The following is a 16,493-nucleotide window of genomic DNA, read 5'->3' as shown; positions in this document are numbered from 1 at the left end:
ACCATGCCGACCTTCGACTATCGGGCCGAGGACGCCCAGGGCCGCCGCTGCAAGGGCCGTGTGGAAGCCGACAGCCCGCGCCATGCTCGCCAGTTGCTGCGCGAGCGCGGCTTGCTGCCCTGCGAACTGCTTGCAGCGAAGGAACCGCGAACCCTGGGCGGGTGGCACGCCGGAACGTGGTTGAGCCCGGCAGATCTGGCATTGCTGACGTTGCAGTTGTCCACCTTGATCCAGGCCGGCCTGCCCCTCGAAGAATCCCTGGGAGCGGTGGCGCAACAGAGCCAGAAGCGCCGTGTCGCCCACCTGCTGGCGGCGGTGCGCAGCCGGGTGATGGAAGGCCACGCATTGGCGACGGCCCTGAGGGCCTTTCCCCAGGCGTTTCCCGAGCTGTTCTGCGCCACCGTTGCCGCAGGCGAGCAATCCGGCCACTTGGGTCAGGTGCTGGAGCAATTGGCGACCTACACCCAGGCGCGCCAGGCGTCGCGCCAGCGCATTCAACTGGCGTTGGTGTACCCGCTGATTCTGATGCTGGCCTGCGTCGCGATTGTTGCGTTCCTGCTGGGCTACGTGGTGCCGGATGTGGTGAAGATTTTCGTCGACAGTGGCCAGCCGTTGCCTTGGCTGACTCAGGCGCTGATTGCGATGAGCGACGGCTTGCGTCGCTACGGTCTGCTGCTGCTCGGGGCCCTGGCCGGGCTGCTCGGGCTGTGGCGCTGGAGCCTGCGCCAACCGGCGTGGCGCCTGCGTTGGCACCGCTTGTTGCTCAGGCTGCCGTTGTTGGGCGAGGTGCTGCGGGCCATGGAAGCGGCCCGTTTCGCCAGCACCTTGGCGATCCTGAGCAAAAGCGCGGTGCCGCTGGTGGAGGCCTTGCACATTGCCGCCCAGGTGATCGGCAACCTGACCATTCGCGCACGCATGGCCGACGTGGCCCGTTCGGTCCGCGAGGGTGGCACCCTGACCCGTGGCCTGGAACTGGGCGGGGATATCCCGCCGCTGATGCTGCACATGATCGCCAGCGGTGAACGAGCCGGCGAACTCGACAGCATGTTGGCCCGCGCCGCCGAACAACAAGAGGCCAGCCTCGCGGCACGCATCGCGCTGGTGGTGAGCCTTTTCGAACCGGCCATGTTGGTGCTGATGGGCGGCGTCGTGCTGCTGATCGTCATGGCCATTCTGCTTCCTATCTTGAGCCTCAACCAATTGGTGAATTGACCCATGACACTTCAAAACAACCGACCGGTACGCCCCCAGCGTGGTTTCACCCTGATCGAAATCATGGTGGTGGTGGTCATTATCGGCATCCTCGGCGCCATCGTCGTGCCGCAGTTTATGAGCCGGCCTGACCAAGCCAAGGTCACGGCCGCGCGCACTGATATCCAGGCGATTGCCACGGCCCTGGAAATGTACCGTCTCGACAATGCTCAATATCCTTCGACCCAGCAGGGCCTGGAGGCGTTGAGCAAGCGTCCTTCCGGTACGCCAGCCGCGAAAAACTGGAACCCCCAGGGGTATCTGAAGAGCCTGCCGGTCGACCCTTGGGGCACGCCCTATCAGTACCTCAATCCTGGCCTCAAGGCGCTCGATGGCGGTTACGACCTGTACTCGCTGGGTGCCGACGGCCTGCTGGGCGGCGAGGGCTTTGCTGCCGACATCGGCAATTGGGCTGAGTGAACATGAGCCGTGATTCTCGGGGTTTCACCTTGCTGGAACTGATGGTCGTCATTGTGTTGATCGGGAGCGTGATGGGCATGGTCAGCCTGGCTATCGGCCCGAGCCCGACGCGTGAGGCCCGGCAGCAAGCCCAGGACTTCATCCGCGTGGTGCAGCAGTTGCGCGAACGCGCGGTATTGGATGGGCTGGAATATGGGGTACGTGTGCAGCCTCGCGGCTATCAGGCGTTGCGACTCGAGTCTCAGGGGTGGACAGCGGTGTCGGCGTCGCAACGGCTGCCTGAAAGCCTGACGCTTGGGTTGGAGCAGGACGGCCATGTCGTGGCGCTCGATGATGCTCGAGGTCCACCACAGTTGCTGATGCTCAGCAGTGACGAGATCAGTCCGTTCAGGTTGCTCATCAAAGTTGCTGGCCAGACGATTTCCCAGGTCGTGAGTGACGGCTTGGCGCAGCCGCTGATCGATGGCTGACGCTCGCAGGCTGGCCGCCGATTGCCAGGGGTTCACCTTGTTGGAAGTCATGGTCGCGCTGGCGATTTTCGCCACGTTGGCGGCTGCGGTGCTGTCGGCCAGTCAGTTCGTGCTCAAGCAAAGCGCCGGGCTTGAGGACCGTCTGTTCGGCGCCTGGCTGGCGGACAACCAGCTCAGCGAGCTCCGTCTGCAAGCCGCTACGCCACTGGGCCAACAGCGCCTGGCCCGGCGCCTGGATCAGCGCGATTGGATTTTGCAACAGCGTGTCGCCGCGGCCCGCGACCCGCGTCTGCTCCGGGTCGAGATCCAGGTCAGCCGGGCCGGCAGCCCAGCAGTCGTGCACCGCACCACGGGATGGGTCCGCGACCGTCATGAATAGACAATCGGGCTTCACCTTGTTGGAGCTGGTGATTGCCATCGCCATTTTTGCCTTGCTCGGCCTGGCCAGTTGGCGCCTGTTCGACGGCGTGGTGCGTACCCAGCAGGGCGCCGGCCAGCATGAGCGCGAAGTCAGGGCCTTGCAGCGTGCGGTGGGGGTGATCGAACGGGATGTGTGGCAGGCCGTTGCCGGTTCCATCGTGCTCGCGTCAGGGCGCCTGCAATTGCAGCGTAGCCATTGGCCCAATCCGCTGGACCAGCCACGCAGCGAGCGGCAAACGGTGAACTATCGACTCGAGGCAGCGGTGTTGTGGCGCGACAGTCGCGGTGAAGGGCCGGTCATCGTGCAACAGCAGAAATTGCTCGAGGACGTACGCAGCCTGAGCTGGCGTGTATTCGATGCGCAACGAGGCTGGCATGACGAAACCGTGCGCGGCAACGCGCCACTGGCGTTGGAGCTGGTGATTTCCACGGGGCGTTTCCAGCAGATCCGCCGCGTGCTGTTGTTGCCTGGGGCGTTGCCGTGAGCCGGCAACGAGGCGTGGCGCTGATCAGTGTGTTGTTGGTCCTGAGCCTGGCGCTGCTTTTCACCGCTGGCATGCTGCGCAGTCATCGCCTGTTGTTGCAGAGCAGCGCCCAGCAGTTGCAGCACGTCCAACTGCGTCAATTGGGGCTGGCCGCTGAAGCCTGGGCGCAGGCGGTGTTGGAGGGTAGCGCGATAACTTCGTCCGGGCCGGTAGACCTGAGCCAGGATTGGGCTCGGCTCAAACCTGCATTCGAGATGGAGGACGCCGAGGTTCACATCGATATCGAGGATTTGTCCGGGCGCCTGAACCTTAATGCGCTGCTGGCTCAGGGCCAGACCGATCAAGTTACCCTCGGTCGTTGGAGGCGATTGTTGGCGTTGCTGGAGCTACCCGCGCTGTCATTGCCCCAGGTCGGCTCGGTGCAGGAGTTGAGTCAACTGCGCCTGTTGCCGGGCATCGACGGTCCGACGCTGCGGCGCCTGGAGCCTTGGGTGGTGGTGTTGCCCGGGGACGCCCTGGTGAATATCAATACCGCGCCGCTGCCAGTGTTGATGAGCCTGGACGGCATGGAGGATGAGGTGGCCAAGGTGTTGATCAACCAGCGTCGCCATCAGCCATACGCCAGTGTGCAGGCCTTCACCAATGACCCGCTTTTATCCGGGGTGGGCATCGGCAGCCATGGCCTGGGCGTGAGCAGCCGCTGGTTCCGAATCACCGTGAGCGTGACCCGTGCCGATAGCCGTCTGCGCCTGGCCTCGGACATCGAGCGCGACCCCGTTAGCGGACGCTGGACGGTGGCTCAGCGTCGTTTTTTACCCATCAGCCCCAGCGAGTCCCTGAGATGAAAACCTGGCTTTACCTGACAGCCGACGGCATGGATGCGCCTTGCGTCAACTGGCCGTGTTGCGTGTGGTCGTCCACGGGCGAACGACGCAGCCTGCCCTTGCATGAAGCCGCCCGCGAGTTGAATGGGCGAGTCGTCGATGTGCTGTTGCCGATGGAAATGTGCAGTTGGCTGCGCAGCGATCCGTGGCCCTCTGGACGCCAGCCGCGACCCCAGGCCCTCGCATTCGCCATCGAAGAACAGCTGAGTGAAAATCTGGAGGCGTTGCACATCAGCGTTGGCGCGCGGGACCGACAGCAGCGCTACCCGCTGATGGTGACCGAGCGAGGCCGGTTCCAGGCACTGCTGGCGCTGCTGGCTGCGCAAGGCGTCGATGTACGGGCAATGCATGTCGACGCGGACCTGCTTCCCAATGACAAGGCTTTTGCGGTGCGTTGGTTCGGTCGCTGGCTGTTGGGCGGGGCATTACCGGCGCGAGTGTCGCTGTCGGCCCGAGCCCTGGCAACGCTCAAGCCGGACTTGCCCGAAGAGATTCACTGGCTGGACGAGGGACGCGATCGTGAAGGCATCGATGAGTGGCTGCTCTGCGCTGGCGGACATCCCATCGACCTGATGCAGGGTGAGTTCCGTCGACGTCGCCAGCCGCTGCCGTGGCGTGGTGTGGCGGTTACTGCGTTGGGATTGCTATTGCTCACCTGGGCATTCAGCGAGGGCCGCATACGATTTCTTGAAAGCGAAAGCCGTCATCTGTATGCCCAGGGCGAGCAGCGATTCAGGTCGCTGTATCCCGAGCAAACGCGGATCGTCGACCTGGCGGCGCAGTTCCAGGCGTTGCAAAGTCATCGCGGGCGAAGCCAGGACACACAGGTCGCTCGTCTGGTCCGTCTGACGGAACAGGTCATTGGTGCGAGCAGCGTCGAAGTGCAGCGCATCGATTTTCGTGAAGACGAAGGTTGGAAAATCCAGCTCACCGCCACCAGTTTCGTCGAGCTTGAGCAACTGCGCGAGCGGGGGCAGCAAACCGGACTGTCCGTCACCCTGGGCAGCGCCAGCAAGCAGAACAACCGCGTGCAGGCCATCCTCACCCTGGAGAACAGTTGATGAACTTCAATAGCTTGATACAGGCCTGGGGGAGGCTGTCACGCCGTGAGCAACAATTGTTGCTGGGCCTTGTCGGGCTGCTGCTGGTGGTCGTGGTCTACACAACGATCTGGCAACCTGTCCGGCAACGGCTGGATGTCGCCGAGCGACAGTACCGCCAACAGGCCGAGCTGCACGCACGAATCCAGCGCGCCGAGCCCGCCCGGGATCTAACCACCGCCACACGGCCCTTGTCGGTGCGCGTCAATGACAGTGCGGCCGCGACGGGGTTGGAAATAGCTGAAATGGAGGTCGATGGCGATTCGTTGCGACTGGCCGTCAGTGGCGATGCCAATCAATTGCTCCAGTGGCTGGATCAACAAGAGCGGGAGGGCGCGACGCTGCAGTCGTTGACTCTGGAAGCACGTAATAGTGTGTTGGAGGCGCGGGTGGTGTTGCGTCAATGAGCGATCGAGTACACAGCCATTTTGGCCTGAAGCATGGGGTTTTTGTGGCGAGGGAGCTTGCTCCCGCTCGACTGCGCAGCAGTCGTAAAGCGGTTTGCAGGGTTCACCTGTTGCTCCGCGGCGTCTGGTTCTGGGGTGGCTGCGCCACCCAGCGGGAGCAAGCTCCCTCGCCACAAAGTATTCGCTCTGTCCCTGGTTTGGGTCGTGAACTCGTGATGGCTAAACCTGAACATTCCCCGGCAACAACGGTAACTTCGCCAGTTTCACCGCCACCAGCAACGCCACCACCAGCAAGGTGCCGATGAACAGACCGACACCGTTCCACCCGCCCAAGTGCCAGGCCACGCCGCCCGCCGTACCTGCGACACTCGATCCGGCGTAATAGCTGAACAGGTAAAGCGACGACGCCTGGCCCTTGGCTTTGAGGGCGCGGCGGCCGATCCAACTGCTGGCGACCGAGTGGGCGCCGAAGAAGCCGAAGGTGAACACCAGCATGCCCAGCACCACCAGCCACAACGGCGTGGCCATGGTCAGCGCGAGGCCGGCCAGCATCAGCGCGATGGTTGCCCAGAGCATTTTGCGTCGGCCGAGTTTGTCCGCCAGTGCGCCGATTTTCGCCGAGCTGTAGATGCCCGACAGGTACACCACCGACAGCAACCCGACAAAGGCCTGATCCAAGTGATAAGGCTCGGCCAGCAGGCGGTAACCGATGTAGTTGAACAGGGTGACGAACGCGCCCATCAAGACGAAGGCCTCGAGAAACAGCAGCGGCAAGCCGGCGTCGCGAAAGTGCATGATGAAACCCTCCAGCAGGCTACGCGGGTGCAGCGAGCGAGGACGGAAGTTGCGCGACTCGGGGAGAATCCTCCAGAACACCGCCGCCGCGATCAAGGCCAGGCCACCGATCACCAGCATCGCGGTGTGCCAACTGACAAAGTCGATCAAGACCCCGGTGATCAGGCGCCCACACATCCCGCCGATGGCGTTGCCGGCGATGTACAGCCCCATCGCCAGGCCGATGTGCTTGGGATGGATTTCTTCGCTCAGGTAGGTCATCGCGACTGCAGCCAAGCCGCTCAAAGACAGCCCCACCAGGGCGCGTAGCAGCAGCACGCCGTGCCAGGTCGGCATCATGGCACTGGCGATCGTGCACACCGATGCGGCGAACAGCGCCGCGACCATCACTGGCTTGCGACCAATGCGGTCGGAAATCGGGCCGGTGATCAACAGACCGATGGCGAGCAAGCCGGTCGCGACCGACAGGATCAGGCTGCTCTGCGCCGCATTGATGGAGAACTCCGTGGACAACAGCGGCATCATCGGTTGCACGCAATACAACAGGGCGAACGTTGCAAAGCCGCCGCTGAACAGTGCCAGCACCGTGCGCATGAACATGGGCGTGCCTTTTTCGATGTAGATGTCCTTCAGTTCGGCGACGACCTCATCTTGCACACGAGGTGGGATTTCATGGGCCAGTGGAGCGACAGCAGTTTTCACGTTGAACCTCGAACGAGCACGGCCAGGCAGGCATTGAAAAAAGCATATAGCCGGCTAACGTTTCTATCCAATATATTGTTCGACCTGTTTAAGACGTTTTACGACCTATTGGATCACCCATGGAATTGCGCCACCTGCGTTACTTCATCGCCGTTGCCGAAGAACTGCATTTCGGCCGCGCCGCCTTGGCCCTGGGTATCTCCCAACCGCCCTTGAGCCAGCAGATCCAGGCCCTGGAACAGGAGATCGGGGCGCGGTTGTTCGAGCGTACCAATCGTCGGGTCGAGCTGAGCGAGGCCGGTCGACTGTTTCTCGAGGAGGCGCGACGGGTTTTGGTCCAGGTCGATAAGGCCGCCGACGTGGCCCGTCGTGCCCAACTGGGGGAACTGGGAGAACTGAAAATCGGCTTCACCTCTTCGGCACCGTTCAACTCCACCATTCCCCAGGCGATCTTCTCGTTCCGCCAGCGCTTTCCCGCGGTGCACCTGAACCTGCGGGAAATGAGCAGCACCCAAGTGGCCGATGCGCTGGTGGACGAGGTAATCGAGGTGGGCATCATGCGGCCGTTGCCACTGCCCGACGCCTTGAGGGAAATCGAACTCAGCCGCGAACCGCTGGTGGCCGTGCTCAGCGCCAAACATCCGCTGGCCCAGGGCAACGAAGAAGGCCTGTTTCTCTCGGCGTTGGCCCAGGAACCGTTCGTGTTCTTCCCGCGCAGCTATGGCAGCGGCCTGTACGCGCAACTCCTGAACCTGGCCCGCGACGCCGGCTTCAGCCCGCACTTCGCCCAGGAAGCCGGCGAAGCCATGACCATCATCGGCCTGGTGGCGGCAGGCCTGGGCGTTTCGGTCTTGCCAGCGTCTTACCAACGCATGCGAATCGATGGCGTGGTCTACCGGCCGCTGCTCGATCCGGCGGCGGTGTCAGCGGTGTGGCTGGTGCAGCGCAAGGACCAGCGTTCGCCGATGGCGAAGGGGTTTGTGGAGTTGTTGACTGAAAATATAGACACCCACAGGTCGGCGTGATGAATAAAAAACTTGCCTATATGTGAAGGGGCGCCGCAAGGCTAATGCTGGTCATGAGAAAAGTGATGGACCTGTGGCGAGGGAGCTTGCTCCCGCTCGGCTGCGAAGCAGTCGTAAACCGGCGGGTGCGGTGTGTCTGATGTTCCGCATCTGGCAGGTTTTGGGGCCGCTTCCCGGCCCAGCGGGAGCAAGCTCCCTCGCCACGGGTGTATCGATTGCCTTAGGTGAACAGCATTACACCGAAAGGCGCCCTTGTTTGTTGTGCATTTTTTTAAGATCACTCTAATTTTCAAGAACTATTTCAATAGATTTCAAGGGACTTTAAGTGAATCCGCAATTGCGTCCTACAGAAAATCATAGGCGGTAGAGATCTCCGACTCCAGGTTGGACTTATGGGTTGTAGGAAATCTCATTCATATTGGTTGCTAAGTAAACACTGCTCGCCCCGCATTGCCCAGGGAGCGGCGTTGACTTTATCGGTCACGGCCATTTGAATGGGCTGGGCCATTTGGCGATAGTCTTTGAGCGCTGTTATGTATGACCAAGAAGCGGAATAAAACATCGCTCGCCCTGGCGTGGTTTTGTGAATCGTGCTGAATAAAACGTTCTTGCGGAGGCGTAGAGTATGGGCGCTGTTTTTAATAGGGATACGCTGCCGCTCTATGGAGGCAGTCTCGTGTCGAAAGTTGGAGATTTCGCCTATGAGGTGGTCTTTGTAATACTCGCCATTGAATTGCTCGATTTCGACTTATATTATTTAGGTTGGGTGTATTTTTTCAGGTTTATTCCTTACTTGATATTTGGTCCCGTGGGCGGGTGGCTTGCCGATGTATTTCCTTATAAGCGGAATATGTTGTTCGGCGATATTTTACGGTTTATCACGATCGCTTGCCTCTATGTGGTCTATACGGGGGGCAACTTGGATATCTATCTGCTGGTCGCGAGTGCCATGGTGATTACCCTCGGAAGAAGTCTCTTTCAGCCGAGCTTTCGCGCCTATCTACCCTTAGTCCTGGGCAAGCGAAATTTGCCGGCGGGAAACAGTCTTCTTCAGATAATAGAAGACGTTGCTTCAGTGGCAGGGCCTTTGGTCTGTTCTTTAATAATCGCTTGGGGAGACAAAGGCGAAGTCATTTTAATGTATTCGCTGGCCTACCTTGTTTCGGTGATGTGTTTGTTGTTTTTAAGGAATAATGCTTCCTGTGTCAGTGCCGCATGGTCAGCTAATAATATTTTTTCTGAAGCTAAATTGATCGCCGTGACGATGTACCATAACAACAAAAATCTATTCATGGTGATTGCAGGAACCTCGGTATGTGTTCTTTTTACTGCATCATTGCTCAGATTTGTCTTGCCTGCTTCAATTGTCAGTGTTTATGAGGGTGAAAAGCTGATAGGTTATATTTTTTCCGTGATGTCGTTAGGTACGGTTTTAGGTGGCCTCTGTTACACCCGTTGCGTGAAAGATTCCACTCCCCAGCAGTTGATGAAGTCCTGGGTAATGTATGGTGTGTTATTTTTTGCGGTTTCAATCATTATAAATTACAGCCTGTTTGGTGTGTTCGTGGTCATATTTTTCTTGGGTTTTTCGGGTGCTATTGTCGATATATCCATTATTACCAATATACAAATGCTTTCAGAGGATCGCGAGCTGGGAAAAAACTATGGCATCTATTCGACTATCGCCAATACGTGCGAAGCGGCTTCAGGGCTTGTCGCCGGAATGTTCTCATTAGTATTGGGCGGTGGCGCGTTTTCCGGTCTCTGCGTAATGATTGCGATGGCAGGTAAAACCGTCATCCATCAATTGAGGCCTTCGGTAAATGCACCCTCGCCACTCGACCCAGATGAACCATGAGCAGAGGGTCGAAAATTATGCAGGGGCGCCGTAAGGCGCCCTTGTTCGTTGTTACGCGCAAATCTGCGGGCGCACCCGCGGTCGACCCAAGGCCGGCGGTGGCGAAAAACTTGCCCGCTGGAAACCATGCGAAGTATTCATCTGTTGTAGAGCTGATTTTCCCTGAGCGAGCCGGCCTTGCAAAAAATGCTGCCCGTGTGTTTTGCTGTTTTTAATGTACTACCCGCCTATGGCGCCAGGGCGTTGTTTCGAAAGTATGTAACCGGTGCCCAGCCTGCATAAGAGCTCAATGGGCTATTGCCTCATAGCCCATTACCCTTCGAGCGTTGTGCCTATAAATCCAGTTTTGTCTTCAGGCTGTTCATGATCTCCACCCGGTTTTCAAGGTAGTGGCTCAGGCCCTTTGCGCGCAGATGACAGGCGGCGCAGTCACCGCAGCCTCTGCCCTTGATGCCGTTGTAGCATGTCAGTGTCTGTTGATCGATGAACTCCAACCACCCGTGATAATCGGCCAGCGCCCAGGTTTGGGCTTTGTTCAGCCACATCAAGGGCGTCTCGATGCGCAAGGGATAGTCCATGCCCAGTTCAATGGCGTTGTTCAGCGCCTTCACGAACGCATCGCGGCAGTCCGGATAGCCCGAGAAGTCGGTTTCACACACACCGGTGATAAGCGTTTTTGCACCCACCTGATACGCATAGATAGACGCCAGGGTCAAAAACAGAATATTGCGCCCAGGCACGAAGGTGCTGGGCAGGCCATCTCCATCGCTGTTGGCCGCGGGCACTGGAATGTTGTCGCGGGTGAGGCTGCTGATGGCCAGTTCGTTGAGCAGGGTGGTGTCCAGTATTTTATGAACGGTCACGCCAAGGGCCTTGCAGAGTTGTTGCGCCACTTCGATTTCTTGACGATGGCGCTGGCCGTAGTCGAACGTGATGCAATGAACTTCGTCGTACCGGGGTAAGGCGTGAACCAGGCAGGTAGTCGAATCCTGGCCACCGCTGAAAACGATGACTGCTTTCTTTGTCATTTCATTCATTTGGACCTGTCCCAATAGGTGCTGAAGGAGTGACCCTAGCCCGAAGTTCAACACCTTGTTGTGGGAAGTTTCCGAATTTACGTGCTCCGCTTTCTCTATTTGGGTTTTCAGTCGCAAGTGAAGCCGCTAGAAGATCGCTGCCACGGCGGGTGCCGCACACCCGGAGAATCCTCGCCAATTGGAATTGTCCGTGTGCGGCGGCGCTTGCCGTGGCAGGCGGTACTCACCTCGATCCTTTATTTTTTCACTTGGCCTTACCAGACCGTCGCAGGTTTGTTGGCGTGGTAATCATAAAAACCCTGGAGTATCCAGGTATCGCCCTTGCGTTCGAACGCGGCGCGCCATGCGCTTCTGCCGCCACCGGGGGATAGCTGGGCCATGTCGTACCAGTAATATTTGTTGATTCGTTTTGTCGTGGCCCTGCCGGCTCGAATGTCATCCATGATTTCGTTGATCTTGGCTCGGGCCGCTTCGGGAAAGTTGTCATAGGACATCTGTGTTTCAGCCAGCGTGCTGAGAGTCACCGTAAACTTGTCTATTGCGGTGGATGCTTCCCTCAGTACTGGTGAAGTGCTGGTGGTAGGTGATGTGCCAGTGACCTTCTTCGTCGGGACTTGGGTCACGACCTCGATATCAAACGCGTCGTAGTTCGAGAGATTTTTTGCGAAGTTGGTAATGTCCTCTCCGGTGACCAGTAACGTCTTGCGCTGCGACTTGCCCTTGTTGGCGATGACGTAAGGAATCTTGTTGTTGCGGATTTCCGTCAGGAGCCCGGGTTTGTGTCTTTTTTTCATCTCGTCCCGGAACGCGCCGAGCTTTTTCTTTTTGTACTCCGCGAAGTTTGCAGGGTTCGTTTTATAGTCCTCCCTGGCAGCCTCTACCTCGGGACCTTCTCCTGAAAACCGGACGCCCAGGTCCTCCCAGACGCGCTTTTCCGCGACTTTGACCACCTCATGAATATCGTCCTGTATCTTGGTCATGGCGGCTTTCTTCTTTCCCTGTTCAGGGACGATGGTGATGAATAATGCGCCGGTGAGGTTGTCTGGCAAGGAGGACATCATCATCTTGAAGTTGCCTTCGTTGTCGAAAAGCTCCTTCTTGAGTGGCAGGGTCATGTCGAAAACTTTTATTTTTTGCGCGGCCGTCAGCTGGATCCCCTTTACCTGGGAGTCGATGTCTCGGCTGCAGTAGTCGACGGCCTGCCATACGTTGAATTTGTACAGCAGGCTTTCGTGGGGCTTCTTATGTTGCCCGAGGCCGTGGAGGCCCTTGTTGATCTGGTTGATTCGTGAAAGGTAAGTGTCTATATCGGGCACGTCGATGTCATTCATGCTCTCGCGCAAGATGCGTTCGGCCAGCTCCTCGGGCATCGAGTGGATGACCTTCTTTACCGTATTCACCACCTGTCGAGAAGGCCAGTGATGGTCGACCAGGATGCCCTCCACCAAGGCGTTATAGGTTTTCTGTTGCGCAGTTTCCGGGGCCCGACTGAACAGACTATGCAGGACTCCGCCACCGAGCAGGCGTTGCGGTTCTTCGATGTGCCAGCGACCGTTTTTCCACGTCACCGTCCGTTGATGGGTACGATTGTTGGGCGCGTAGATAATCCGCAGGCTTTCCTGGATCGCGGTTTTGCAGTAGTCATGCCCCATCTTCAAATAGGCTTGGCCGGACGCGTCCCTATACAGGTTGCGACCCTCGGGGACGAGCCCTTTGCTGTCAAAACCTTTCAGGAGAAAAGGGCCTAGCTCGGGGTCGGGCATACGGGGCAGGGAAGACAGCTCCGGGCGGGTCTTGTCCCGGCGTCGTGCCGCGCGCGCCATGATCAGGTCCTGCCCGGCCTCTGCCACGACCTCACCCAGCCCGCTGATGAAATCACTGGCCCACTGGCTGAAGCTGCCACCCTCGTCTTTTATGGCCGACACCGCGGCGCCCCCGGCCATTGTCGGCAGGATCGCACGGCCCAGTACCCCGCCCAGGCGGCCCGCGTAGAACATGGCCATCGCACCCGCCAGCAAGGTGACGCCATTCCTGCGCCCTTCCTGGGCCGCTGCGCTGTCGCGCTCGGCGTTCGTTACCATCAGCGCGTCAGCCGTCTTGAGCGCGTGGCTGATCTGCGTTTCGTGCAGTGCTTTGAGCAGGTCGCCTTTGACCACGGGGGAGGCGACCTTCAAGGCGAAATCATCCTGAACCCGATGCTTTATCCATGAGAAGGTGGACTGCGTGACTTTCTTTATCTTCTCGTTGAGCGTCAGGTTTTCCGCGGCCGGCACCAGGCTGGCAAGCTGATCGGCTTGTTCCATCAGCGGCAGTTGGGAAATCAGCCAGCGGGTCATTTCCAGCGTGCTGATGAGTGTCTTGACCAGGACCGCTTCCAGCTCCCTTTCGCTTCCTGCGTGGATGTCCCTGAACACTTTTCCGTCCGGCGCACCCGGCGTGTACAGCGTCAATGAAGGCCGGCTGGATAGTTTCCTGACGCCAAAGGCCAGCAGCTCTTTCAGCACACTGTCGCCCCACTGGATCTGCCGCACCACCACCTCGTGCCCGTTGACCTTGCGGCGTTCCTCAGGCACTGCGCTGTCCAACGCCGCCAGCACCAGGTTCAGGCCGGTGTTGTCCTTATCGTGTGTAAAGTCTCCCGATATATGCGCGGCCCACGCCTGCGCCCGCATTTGTTTGGCTTTCAGAACCATCCATTGTGCCTGGCGCTCCCGGGCCGCAAGCAGCAACGCGGGCGGGATACGGGCACCCACATTTGCCCTTTCAATGATCTCCACGATCTGTGCAAAGCTCAGCGGCCCCTCTTCGGTGTGGTGGGAAGCGTTGCGTTCGTCCGGTGTCAGGTTGGACATGGCCCACTGCGTCATGGAACGGCAATCGTCGAATATCGCCTTCGCACTGCCTAGCGACACCCCGGACCCGAACGGTGACTCGCCCGTGGGCGCGTGCGAGTCGATGGTCTGCTTGCGGATGCACAGGGATACCTGGTCAGGATCGACCGGGGCGTATTTGTCCTTGATGAAGCCGGCGAGCAACGTGCGGGTCCGGTCCTGGAGGGCGTCAGGGGACGCCAGCATCACGGGATCTGGCGGGGGTGGGGTATCCGCCAGGGTTATCTGCAGGTCCTGCAGCGCGTTCCACCAGGCCACGCGGTCGCTGCCGATCACGTTCGGGTTGGCGTGCAGCCAGTCGTCCAGTTTTTTCTGGTAGAGCCGTAGCGCGCGCTCGTCCATGGCGCCCGCCAGGTCCAGCTGGTCCTTGAGGTTCGCCGCGATATCCAGCCTGGCGATCCAGGCGCTGATTTCCTCATCATCTCCCGGCCCGTTCAGCAACACGTCGCTCACGGCGGTTTTTTGCGCCGCTCGCAGATCCATAACCAGGTAGGCAAGGAAGTCCCCGGCGATGGGGGCGATTGTCACGTCATACTGAACGTTATCGTCGGCCTCCAGGCTGGCCTTCAGCGCCGTCAGGTCCGCGTACACTTCCAGCGGCTTGCCCAAGCTGTACAGCACCGCGCTTGCCGGGTAGTCGGTATTGTCATGCCGGGTCAGTGCAACAGCGCCTGACACCGGCACGCTGAACCCCCATCCTTCGGGGGTGATACTGAGGCTGTAGACCCCGGGCCGGTCACGCTCCGCCAGCCTGGCGCGAGACGTTGCGTCCGGTGCCGACAGTGCATGTTCCGTCAGCGCCTTGTGCAGTGGCGGGCTCAGGGTTCCATCCAGTTGGTGGAGATCGGCCTGTGCCTTGAGTTGCCTACCGAATTCATCGGCCAGCCATTGGCTGACGCTGCGGTCCTGGCTAACGTCGGGCGGGGTGTCCCAGAAGTTGTCCAGTGCCCGCGCCAGCATTTGTTCATACGACGTTGGGGTGACGCTTATCAGTTGCTTGATTGCTTGCTTGGCGTCACGGCTATTCAGGGCTGCCGGCATCTCCGTGACGCTGTTCAGCTCGGTGACGATGTCTATATTGCCCAAATCGTCGAAGAACTCGTGGGCATTGATCTTTCCTGCCACCGCACGCCAGAAGAGCGTGTCGAGGGGGACTGTTTGCGCCACCTTTTTAAGCGCCGGCGCGCTGGCTGCGCGTTCAGTTAGGGGGACGGCTTCATCTTGCAGTCGGCACACGCGTATTTCTTTGACGGCCAGTTTGTTCACCAGGGTGGGGAAGGCTTGCCTGAACCCATCATCCAAGTGCCGCGCAGCCACTTCCGAGGCGCGCGGAACGGCATCGTTCAGACGGATCATCTGCTGCTGCGAGGCATTGAGTTGGTGTATCAGCAGGGCGCTAGCGGTTTGTAAGGGGGTGTTCTCCAGCATGTTCTCTTCCTGAAAGTTTTTCGGAAGGAACAACCTATTGAAGGCGCGCGAAGAGGGGGCGGTATATAGATACCGCATGGAGCGGCGACAGGCGGTGTACCGGTGTTGTGGATACATAATCGATGTGGCAGCGAGACTGTTCGCGATGCGCCTTGACGGGTCATGCTAACGGTCATGTTTTATCACGCAGAAATACCAGGATCGCCTCGCAGGTTGCCTGTGTTCTTTCTTCCAGTACCCAATGTCCGGTGTTGTGCAATATAAAAGAGTACGGTTGCGTGGTGATACATTTGACTTGCTCGGCCAGGGTACTTCCTCTCGAATGGTCCCCGCCGATAGTGAGCACAGGCACTGTCAGTTTATTGTTGGCGTATGCTTGATTATCACCCACATCATGCTCTATCCAGGCTGAATAAAGCTTGAAGGCTGCCTCCATGCGTCCGGGCTGGGAATAATCTTTCACCAAAGCCATACGCACCTCGTCCGGCATTGTGTCGTTGCCGGGGAATACAAAGTCGTCAAAAAACATGTCCAAGTAAGTTTTTTCCTGACCTTGGATCATGGTGAGTGCTGTCTTGCCAAAGAAGCGGAAATGCCACTTGCTGGCAATGCGGGCTTGCGGGTCTCCGTTATAAGCCGTTTCCCACCCTGGGATGCCAGGGATGAATCCGTCCATCAGGATAATACGTTTGGTTTCATCGGGATAAAGGGCTCCGTAGGCATAGGCAATCATTAAGCCCATGTCATGGCCGACAATATCAACCTGTTTGATATTCAGGTGGGTGACCAGCTCGTGCAGGTCATGCGCCATATTTTTTTTATCATAGCCGCTTTCTGAAATATCGGTTTCTCCAGCACCGCGATAATCAGGAACGATAGGCGTATAACCGGCACGCACCAATGGCCCCATCAATACCGCCCAATTGCGCCAGCTTCCCGGGAACCCATGCACCAGCAACACAGGGTTTGCGCCATCACCGTTTATAAGATAGTGCATGCGGATGCCGTTCACGTACACGTAGGCCCGTGTGAACGATGCACCCCCTACAACAATATTTTGTTCTACAGAAGGTGATGTGGCCTGGTGTCGAGAAGATAAGGCGATGGCGCCCGACCAGGCTATTGTGTCCATCATTTTCTTGTCCATTTTGGGAGCCGAGTTAATTTCATGAGCTACGCCGTGCAGCTCATAAGTAACGGCGAACTGTTTATCGAGCGTTAACTTCTAAGGTGTTTTTAAGGCATTTAAAGCTTGTGGCTTTCCGCATGCCGTCGATACTGTCGAAGTTGACAGTTCCGACAAACGGCAATTGTTCCGAT

14 protein-coding genes are annotated in these 16,493 nt (G+C 58.7%); 10 read left to right on the top strand and 4 right to left on the bottom strand.

What is annotated here, in order from left to right; translation table 11 throughout:
* Positions 1 to 3 precede the first annotated feature (3 nt).
* The 8 genes from gspF to gspM are packed head-to-tail and all read left to right on the top strand — an operon-like array spanning position 4 to position 5,437.
* Positions 4 to 1,212: a type II secretion system inner membrane protein GspF gene (gene gspF / locus V7773_RS11860; protein WP_092222327.1), complete on the top strand. Its 1,209-nt coding sequence runs from the start codon at positions 4 to 6 to the stop codon at positions 1,210 to 1,212.
* Between the two features lie 3 nt (positions 1,213 to 1,215).
* Entirely contained in the window at positions 1,216 to 1,671 is a 456-nt protein-coding gene (gene gspG, locus V7773_RS11855) for a type II secretion system major pseudopilin GspG (protein WP_336073540.1), read from the top strand.
* Between the two features lie 2 nt (positions 1,672 to 1,673).
* Positions 1,674 to 2,141 carry a type II secretion system minor pseudopilin GspH gene (gene gspH / locus V7773_RS11850; RefSeq protein ID WP_063323291.1) on the top strand — a complete coding sequence of 156 codons (468 nt, stop codon included), beginning with the start codon at positions 1,674 to 1,676 and terminating at the stop codon, positions 2,139 to 2,141.
* Positions 2,134 to 2,520 (top strand): type II secretion system minor pseudopilin GspI, encoded by a 387-nt coding sequence (gspI, locus tag V7773_RS11845; protein ID WP_336073539.1) that lies wholly within the window; start codon positions 2,134 to 2,136, stop codon positions 2,518 to 2,520. The genes gspH and gspI overlap by 8 nt, the downstream gene beginning before the upstream one ends.
* Positions 2,513 to 3,046 (top strand): type II secretion system protein GspJ, encoded by a 534-nt coding sequence (locus V7773_RS11840; protein ID WP_336073538.1) that lies wholly within the window; start codon positions 2,513 to 2,515, stop codon positions 3,044 to 3,046. The genes gspI and V7773_RS11840 overlap by 8 nt, the downstream gene beginning before the upstream one ends.
* A complete protein-coding gene (locus tag V7773_RS11835) occupies positions 3,043 to 3,891 on the top strand; it encodes a type II secretion system protein GspK (protein WP_336073537.1) in 849 nt (282 codons plus the stop codon). The genes V7773_RS11840 and V7773_RS11835 overlap by 4 nt, the downstream gene beginning before the upstream one ends.
* Positions 3,888 to 4,991 (top strand): type II secretion system protein GspL, encoded by a 1,104-nt coding sequence (gene gspL / locus V7773_RS11830; protein WP_336073536.1) that lies wholly within the window; start codon positions 3,888 to 3,890, stop codon positions 4,989 to 4,991. Before V7773_RS11835 ends, gspL begins: the two co-directional genes overlap by 4 nt.
* Positions 4,991 to 5,437 carry a type II secretion system protein GspM gene (gene gspM, locus V7773_RS11825; protein WP_063323286.1) on the top strand — a complete coding sequence of 149 codons (447 nt, stop codon included), beginning with the start codon at positions 4,991 to 4,993 and terminating at the stop codon, positions 5,435 to 5,437. Before gspL ends, gspM begins: the two co-directional genes overlap by 1 nt.
* A gap of 219 nt (positions 5,438 to 5,656) precedes the next feature.
* Here gspM and V7773_RS11820 read toward each other — a convergent pair whose 3' ends face one another.
* Positions 5,657 to 6,913, bottom strand: coding sequence for an MFS transporter (locus V7773_RS11820; protein WP_442963483.1), 1,257 nt, complete (start codon positions 6,911 to 6,913; stop codon positions 5,657 to 5,659).
* A 140-nt stretch (positions 6,914 to 7,053) separates the two neighbouring features.
* Here V7773_RS11820 and V7773_RS11815 point away from each other — a divergent pair, with 140 nt between their 5' ends.
* Both V7773_RS11815 and V7773_RS11810 read left to right on the top strand, forming a co-directional pair.
* The gene (locus tag V7773_RS11815) at positions 7,054 to 7,959 is read left to right on the top strand and encodes a LysR family transcriptional regulator (protein ID WP_063323284.1); all 906 of its coding nucleotides are present in this window, start codon (positions 7,054 to 7,056) and stop codon (positions 7,957 to 7,959) included.
* A gap of 625 nt (positions 7,960 to 8,584) precedes the next feature.
* Positions 8,585 to 9,817 carry an MFS transporter gene (locus V7773_RS11810; RefSeq protein ID WP_336073534.1) on the top strand — a complete coding sequence of 411 codons (1,233 nt, stop codon included), beginning with the start codon at positions 8,585 to 8,587 and terminating at the stop codon, positions 9,815 to 9,817.
* Between the two features lie 332 nt (positions 9,818 to 10,149).
* On the opposite strand, the gene queC is transcribed toward V7773_RS11810, so the two are convergent.
* The 3 genes from queC to V7773_RS11795 all read right to left on the bottom strand — a co-directional run bounded on the left by queC (position 10,150) and on the right by V7773_RS11795 (position 16,320).
* Entirely contained in the window at positions 10,150 to 10,845 is a 696-nt protein-coding gene (gene queC, locus V7773_RS11805) for a 7-cyano-7-deazaguanine synthase QueC (RefSeq protein ID WP_092222340.1), read from the bottom strand.
* Between the two features lie 263 nt (positions 10,846 to 11,108).
* Positions 11,109 to 15,173, bottom strand: coding sequence for a dermonecrotic toxin domain-containing protein (locus tag V7773_RS11800; RefSeq protein WP_336073533.1), 4,065 nt, complete (start codon positions 15,171 to 15,173; stop codon positions 11,109 to 11,111).
* Positions 15,174 to 15,345: 172 nt separating this feature from the next.
* Positions 15,346 to 16,320 carry an alpha/beta fold hydrolase gene (locus tag V7773_RS11795; protein ID WP_336073532.1) on the bottom strand — a complete coding sequence of 325 codons (975 nt, stop codon included), beginning with the start codon at positions 16,318 to 16,320 and terminating at the stop codon, positions 15,346 to 15,348.
* Positions 16,321 to 16,493: the final 173 nt, after the last annotated feature.

Source organism: Pseudomonas sp. 3JA, assembly GCF_036961705.1.
GTDB lineage: Bacteria > Pseudomonadota > Gammaproteobacteria > Pseudomonadales > Pseudomonadaceae > Aquipseudomonas > Aquipseudomonas fluorescens_Q.
This window is presented reverse-complemented; position numbering and strand designations above follow the sequence as displayed.